Source organism: Collinsella sp. AM20-15AC (genome assembly GCF_003471405.1).
Classification (GTDB): Bacteria; Actinomycetota; Coriobacteriia; order Coriobacteriales; family Coriobacteriaceae; genus Collinsella.
This window is the reverse complement of sequence record NZ_QRJA01000047.1, coordinates 1-5,585: the sequence shown is the minus strand read 5'-3', so window position 1 is coordinate 5,585 and position 5,585 is coordinate 1. Positions and strand designations below refer to the sequence as shown.

Annotated in this window: 6 protein-coding genes and 1 pseudogene; 2 read left to right on the top strand and 5 right to left on the bottom strand. The window is 55.5% G+C overall.

Going from position 1 to position 5,585, the window contains the following annotated elements:
• Window positions 1–456: 456 nt before the first annotated feature.
• The 4 genes from DW233_RS09890 to DW233_RS09875 form a co-directional block, all read right to left on the bottom strand.
• Window positions 457–1,287, bottom strand: coding sequence for a class I SAM-dependent methyltransferase (locus DW233_RS09890; RefSeq protein WP_118268004.1), 831 nt, complete (start codon window positions 1,285–1,287; stop codon window positions 457–459).
• A gap of 115 nt (window positions 1,288–1,402) precedes the next feature.
• The gene (locus tag DW233_RS09885) at window positions 1,403–2,008 is read right to left on the bottom strand and encodes a class I SAM-dependent methyltransferase (protein ID WP_118268002.1); all 606 of its coding nucleotides are present in this window, start codon (window positions 2,006–2,008) and stop codon (window positions 1,403–1,405) included.
• The gene (locus DW233_RS09880; protein WP_118268000.1) at window positions 1,995–2,624 is read right to left on the bottom strand and encodes a class I SAM-dependent methyltransferase; all 630 of its coding nucleotides are present in this window, start codon (window positions 2,622–2,624) and stop codon (window positions 1,995–1,997) included. The genes DW233_RS09885 and DW233_RS09880 overlap by 14 nt, the downstream gene beginning before the upstream one ends.
• Window positions 2,625–3,406: 782 nt before the next feature.
• Complete coding sequence (locus tag DW233_RS09875) at window positions 3,407–3,847, bottom strand: MerR family transcriptional regulator (protein WP_055251062.1); 441 nt, start codon at window positions 3,845–3,847, stop codon at window positions 3,407–3,409.
• Window positions 3,848–3,952: 105 nt separating this feature from the next.
• Here DW233_RS09875 and DW233_RS09870 point away from each other — a divergent pair, with 105 nt between their 5' ends.
• Together DW233_RS09870 and DW233_RS09865 are read left to right on the top strand one after the other, a co-directional pair.
• Complete coding sequence (locus DW233_RS09870; RefSeq protein WP_117563601.1) at window positions 3,953–4,492, top strand: flavodoxin family protein; 540 nt, start codon at window positions 3,953–3,955, stop codon at window positions 4,490–4,492.
• Between the two features lie 63 nt (window positions 4,493–4,555).
• Complete coding sequence (locus DW233_RS09865; protein WP_055251066.1) at window positions 4,556–5,320, top strand: carboxymuconolactone decarboxylase family protein; 765 nt, start codon at window positions 4,556–4,558, stop codon at window positions 5,318–5,320.
• On the opposite strand, the pseudogene DW233_RS09860 reads toward DW233_RS09865, so the two are convergent.
• Window positions 5,317–5,585 (bottom strand): annotated as a pseudogene (locus DW233_RS09860) (hypothetical protein); the annotation flags it as partial. The gene DW233_RS09865 and the pseudogene DW233_RS09860 sit on opposite strands and share 4 nt — an antisense overlap.

The following is a 5,585-nucleotide window of genomic DNA, read 5'->3' as shown; positions in this document are numbered from 1 at the left end:
TGTGCGGATGAATGTGGGAAGTGTTCGGATGAAGTTGCCAATCAAGGGGTAAGATCACTTGATACACCACAGCGAGGAAGGTTATTGCATTTCCCTGTCTTTCGTGGTAAAATGTAGTTGTAAACCACCAGAGAAACCAATCTAATTTTACCGTTGATAGCCATTTCCTTGATAGCCAAATGATAGCAAAAGTTCGGCAAGCCCATAGGATAAGGATAATAGGTATCAGGAAAAATCAAATGATATCAAATCTCCCAAACAAAAGCGTTTAGAATTAAGTTTCATTTTGCGAGTGGGAATAGAACAGACGTTCGATAAAATAATATAGTATCAGATAGCGGGCACGGTTTCAATTGAATCCGTGCCCGCTGCTGTATGCGTATCCTTGCATGCCCAATATGCGCCGTAAAAGCCGTCTTCTTCGACGTCAAAGTGAATGCGCTTCGTTTTTGCCTCTCAAAATCTTATTTTCACGATTTGCATTTTCATCCCGTTGTCACCGACCCTTGCGAGAAACCGGAAAAAGCCGCTGACAGAAGGGTCTCTCAAATCGTTGTAGCCCAGCATATAGCCGCGACTCGTGACCTGCAGACGGCTGTCCCACGTGCCGATTTCCTTGGCGGCATCCGAAACCGCAAAATATGCCCCCACATCCTTGATTTTTGCAGTCTTAAGCCATGTTTTTGCGATCATCTTTACCGCCGTCCGATTGGCAGCATCAAAGACCAGCACACTGCCGGGGAAAGCGTCCGCCATCCCCCGCACCAGTTCCCGGACCTGCTGGGTCAGAAAGTAATAGAACACCCCGGAGGCAAAGAACACCGCCCCGCGGGAGGCATCGATTTTGCTAAACCATGCGGTGTCTTTCAGGTCGCAGGGGATATTTTGTTCTCGATCCCCGGCGGGCAGTAGCTGCTGCCGCAAGGCAATCACATCCGGGAAGTCCAGATTGTAGATCTTGCATCTACCGTTGTCGCAGGTTCTGCCGGTGTTGTCCAGCCCGCAGCCCAGATTGACCACCGCCGCATTGGGGTGGCCTTTCAGGTAATCCCGCACCTCGAAAGCAAGATCACTCTGCCGTGTGGCCACCTCCAGCGCACCAAAGCGCTGCATCAGGCTGCTGGAGTTTTTCTCTGCCTCTGAAAAGTCGTAGTCGATCTGGTCGAGCAGGCGAACCGCTGTTTCATCCCTGTAAAGGTTCGGGTACAGCTCCGTACACAGCTTCCGGGAATACAGCGGGAGGATCAGCGTCTCCTGCACGGTGTTTTTCTCAATTTTATATTTCATAGGTTTCTTCCTCAGTGAATAAAAACTGTCATAATTGCCGCCAGCATAGCCGCTATGACCGTCATGCCTATCGCCATGTGCAGGATGGATGCAAAAACGCCCGTGCTTGATGCCCTTACTTCCGCGCCGTGACGCAGAGCCACTTTTTCTTTTTGCGTATCTGCACCTCGTGAAAACCCGCCTGCTCCAAACACGCCTTTAATTCAATGTCCTTGTAGATGGTCATGCCGCCGATGATCTGCGTCCACCTCTCGTCCCTGTCTGTATCGCCATTGCTCTCGTTGCAGATAAGAATTTTCCCGCCTGGCTTCAGCGTCCGCCAGACCTCACGGAAGCATCGGGGCAAATCAGGCCAAAAATAGACGGTCTCAAAGGCCGTGGCAGCATCGAAGTAGCTATCCTCAAACGTCATATCCGCCACACTGCCTTGCAGAACGGCGCAACGCCCCTCCTGAATTGCAGTTCGGTTGAGCTTTCTAGCCTTCTCCACGCTGACGGGCGAATAGTCGATGCCCTTGACGACGCCATACGGGCATTTTTTCAGCAGCCGTTTTATGTTTGCCCCGCCGCCGCAGCCGCAATCCAGCACCTTTGCGTTTGGCGTAAGTCGTAGAAATCGAAGCCCCCACCGCGCCACAGGGCTGTGGCCCAGATTCATCATGGCAACCATAAGTTTTCCGCCGAGGCCCACGGGCTTGCGGGTGTTTTCAAAGAACGACATCTGGCGCCTCCGATTTTGTGCATTCCGCATAGGTCAACGGGAACGAGGCCTTCAGCACCGCGCTTTTCTGCACCGCCCAGCCGTTTTGACGCAGGAAACGTAGGTATTCCTCGCTTGTCCACCTGCTGTGGAGGGGGAATCCCGCCATACTCATGAAAAAGGCTTTTGCCTTGCCGGAAACCGAGCTCCCCGCGTGGGTGAAGGTTGGCGCGATGAGCACGCCGTCGTCCTTCAGCACCCGCCTGATTTCTTGCAGGGCCTTTTCCGGATGCGGCACTATGTGAAGCGCGTTGGACGCGATCACCACTTCGAAGGACTTCTGTGCATAGGGCAGGCGGAACATATCTTGTACGGAAAAGTGCAGCTTTGCGGATTGATTGTCCCGCTTTGCTTCAAGGATCATCTGTGCAGAAGCGTCCGTAGCCTCGATGTGCACCGCCGCATCCACGATGCTCTTTGCGATAAGCCCCGTGCCGGTGGCAACCTCCAGTACGGTTTTTGCTTTCACCACCGGCCTGATCAGCTCATACATCTTCTCATACGCCGCCCGGTCCTTTCGCATGAAACGGTCGTACCGACCGGCATTCTTGTCCCAGAAGCCCTTGCGTTCGTGCATGGCTATCGCCCCCCAAACAGTTAGAGCAATCTAACTATAACACACGAATCATGCAGTAAGATAAGGCTAACCTTATTTCTTGGCCAAGACGCATCTCTTCGGTTTTGCTTATAACGGTGTGAGTCAGATACTAAGCTGGAGCTGAAGAAGGAGCTTGGCGGACAGGTAGGTCGATACCGGTTCCCGGAACGGTGATCCAGCCAATTACACCAGGGCTCTAGTCATGCAGGTAAACCCAATCCATGACGGGAAATAGGTCCTTTTCTCTAGCTCGACGTCTTTCGGAGCTTGACGATTTGGACTGATGGAGGTGAGAAGTCCCTCACTGCGCCAATACCAGAAGATTGCGCTATAGACATCTCTCCGACCCTTTGAATCACCCCTTTTCACGCCACCCGCTACGAACCCCGGCGGAAACTAGGGAGTGATTAAAAAGGCGACCTGCGGTTTTGCGAATCAATTGAGTCATTCACAAAATCGCGAATCAAGGGCGTGATTCGCCCAAATTGCGCACGAATCAGCCCTTAGGCGGTACGACGCGACACGCATCGACAACACTCGGCCTGGATTAGTCACTGAGCGGGAATAGCGGGAACTGGCTTTTGAACTCGCGTTTTGATACCGTCGAGTACCGCCTGATGCTGTTTCGGCGCCGCCATAGAGTAAAGCCACCAGCGAAATAACGGGAATAAAAGCCTCCGGACCCTCTGGTTCGGAGGCTATCTTTTTGCATATCTGCCTAAAACGACTCCTTGCCAAAGCCCCTTGAGCATCGGGCGGCATTATTGAGTGTGGGCGTTATCGTAGGTATCTTTGATTTCTTCTGGCAAATTATCGGGAATCAGCGCCTTCACTCTATCCTCGTTGCCATCTTGGATTGCCTGCTCGTAGTACCAGCATTTGAACTTCAGCATGTCGAGCGCGCGGTTCATGTTCACGATCTCCGACTCCATGTGGGCCTTGCGCTCCTCGAACATGGCCTTGCGTTTGGGGTATGTTGAGGGACCCTCTGCGCACCATTCCATGAACAGCCGGATGTCCTTGATCTCCATTCCAGCCTTCTTTAGGCATTCGATGACCCGAAGCGCTTCGAGTTCCGTATCGCTGAATCGGCGAATGCCGGATGCCCGCTCCAGCCCCGGGAACAATCCCTGCTTGTCGTAATATCGCAGCGTTGAAGCGGGCAAACCGAACATTTCCGCCACCTGTCCGATTGTGTACATGGCTCCTCCGAAACAATGTCGAATTCATTCCTTGACCTAAAGTCAGGTTTAGGTATTACCTTCATTCTCGTCAATGTAAATCGGGAGCGCAAGGGGTATTCCGTAATGGGCAAAACGGTTTTGATAGTTTCTTCAAGTCCACGAAAGAATGGCAATTCCGAGACGCTGGCGGAGGCTTTCGCCAACGGCGCGCGGGAGGCAGGTCACAGCGTTGAGACCGTGCGTCTGCGCGAGAAGCAAATGGGCTTCTGCAGGGGCTGCCTTGCCTGCTTAAAGTTGGGGCGTTGCGTCATCCAAGACGATGCCGTGGAAATTGCCGCCAAAATGCACGATGCGGATGTGCTGGTGTTTGCAACGCCCGTCTACTACTACAGCGTCTGCGGCCAGCTCAAAACCATGCTGGACCGCGCTAACCCGCTTTTTGGCTCCGATTATGCATTCACCGAGGCATATCTGTTGGCGACGGCGGCGGAGAACGGGCGCTCGACCTTCGACGGGGCGAAAAAGGCGATGCAGGGATGGGTTGACTGTTTCTCCCGCTGCACGCTCGCTGGAACGGTTTTCGCCGGCGGCGTGAACGGCGTGGGCGAAATCGCCGGGCATCCCGCTCTGGAGCAGGCGCGGCGAATGGGCATGGGAATCTAGCCGGGCTGTTTGGCCGCGCGGAAACAGATTTGTGCCAAAACTATCGACAGGAGGAAATCGATCATGGCAGTTAAACAGACGGCAGGCAGAGACGCCCTGGGGGAGTTCGCTCCCAAATTCGCACAGCTCAACGACGACGTGCTGTTCGGCGAGGTGTGGAGCCGAGAGAGTGAGCTCTCCCTGCGCGACCGCAGCGTGGTGACGGTGGTTGCCCTGATGTCGCAGGGGCTGACGGACTCTTCGTTCAAATATCACCTGATGTCCGCAAAGAACAATGGAGTGACCAGGACGGAGATAGCGGAAATCCTTACGCACGCGGCGTTTTATGCGGGTTGGCCCAAGGCGTGGGCTGCCTTCCGCATGGCGAAGGAGGTCTGGGCGGCCGACGATGCCGCCGACGCAAGGGCTCAGCACCAAAACGAGATGGTTTTCCCCATCGGTGCCCCCAACGACGCCTTCGCGAAGTACTTTATCGGGCAAAGCTACCTCGCGCCCCTTTCCACCGAGCAGGTCGGTGTCCACAACGTGACGTTCGAGCCCGGCTGCCGCAACAACTGGCACGTCCATCACGCCAAAAGCGGCGGTGGGCAGATCCTCGTCTGCGTGGCTGGTCGAGGGTTTTACCAGGAGTGGGGAAAGCCGGCACAGGAGCTGCGCCCCGGCGACGTGGTCAACATCGCCCCGGGGGTGAAGCACTGGCACGGCGCCGCGCCCGACAGCTGGTTCTCGCATCTCGCGTTGGAGGTTCCGGGCGAGGAGACCTCCAACGAGTGGCTGGAGCCCGTGGGCGACGATGCATACCTTAAAGCGACCAACAAGGAGGCTTAAGCACCGTCGCCCGTCCGCGCCGCCGAGAGCAGCGCGCCCAAATCTGCCTGAATCGCCCCTGCCTTGCTTCCGAGCTGCAGCGGAGCCGAGCCGTTCGAGATGTTGACGCTCAACAGGTGCGCATCCGGCAGCTTCGCGGTCATGCTCCAGAACGGGAGCGTGATGACGCCGGGGGTCATCTCGCCCACGCCGAGCTCCAGCAACAGCACGCGGCGATCGCTGCGCTCGCGCACGAAGCGCTCGTATCGTCCGAGGCTCTCGCGCC

Coding starts and splice junctions, on each gene's coding strand:
- DW233_RS09890 (WP_118268004.1), bottom strand. CDS start 1,287: ATGAAATATAAAATTGAGAAAAACACCGTGCAGGAGACGCTGATCCTC.
- DW233_RS09885 (WP_118268002.1), bottom strand. CDS start 2,008: ATGTCGTTCTTTGAAAACACCCGCAAGCCCGTGGGCCTCGGCGGAAAA.
- DW233_RS09880 (WP_118268000.1), bottom strand. CDS start 2,624: ATGCACGAACGCAAGGGCTTCTGGGACAAGAATGCCGGTCGGTACGAC.
- DW233_RS09875 (WP_055251062.1), bottom strand. CDS start 3,847: ATGTACACAATCGGACAGGTGGCGGAAATGTTCGGTTTGCCCGCTTCA.
- DW233_RS09870 (WP_117563601.1), top strand. CDS start 3,953: ATGGGCAAAACGGTTTTGATAGTTTCTTCAAGTCCACGAAAGAATGGC.
- DW233_RS09865 (WP_055251066.1), top strand. CDS start 4,556: ATGGCAGTTAAACAGACGGCAGGCAGAGACGCCCTGGGGGAGTTCGCT.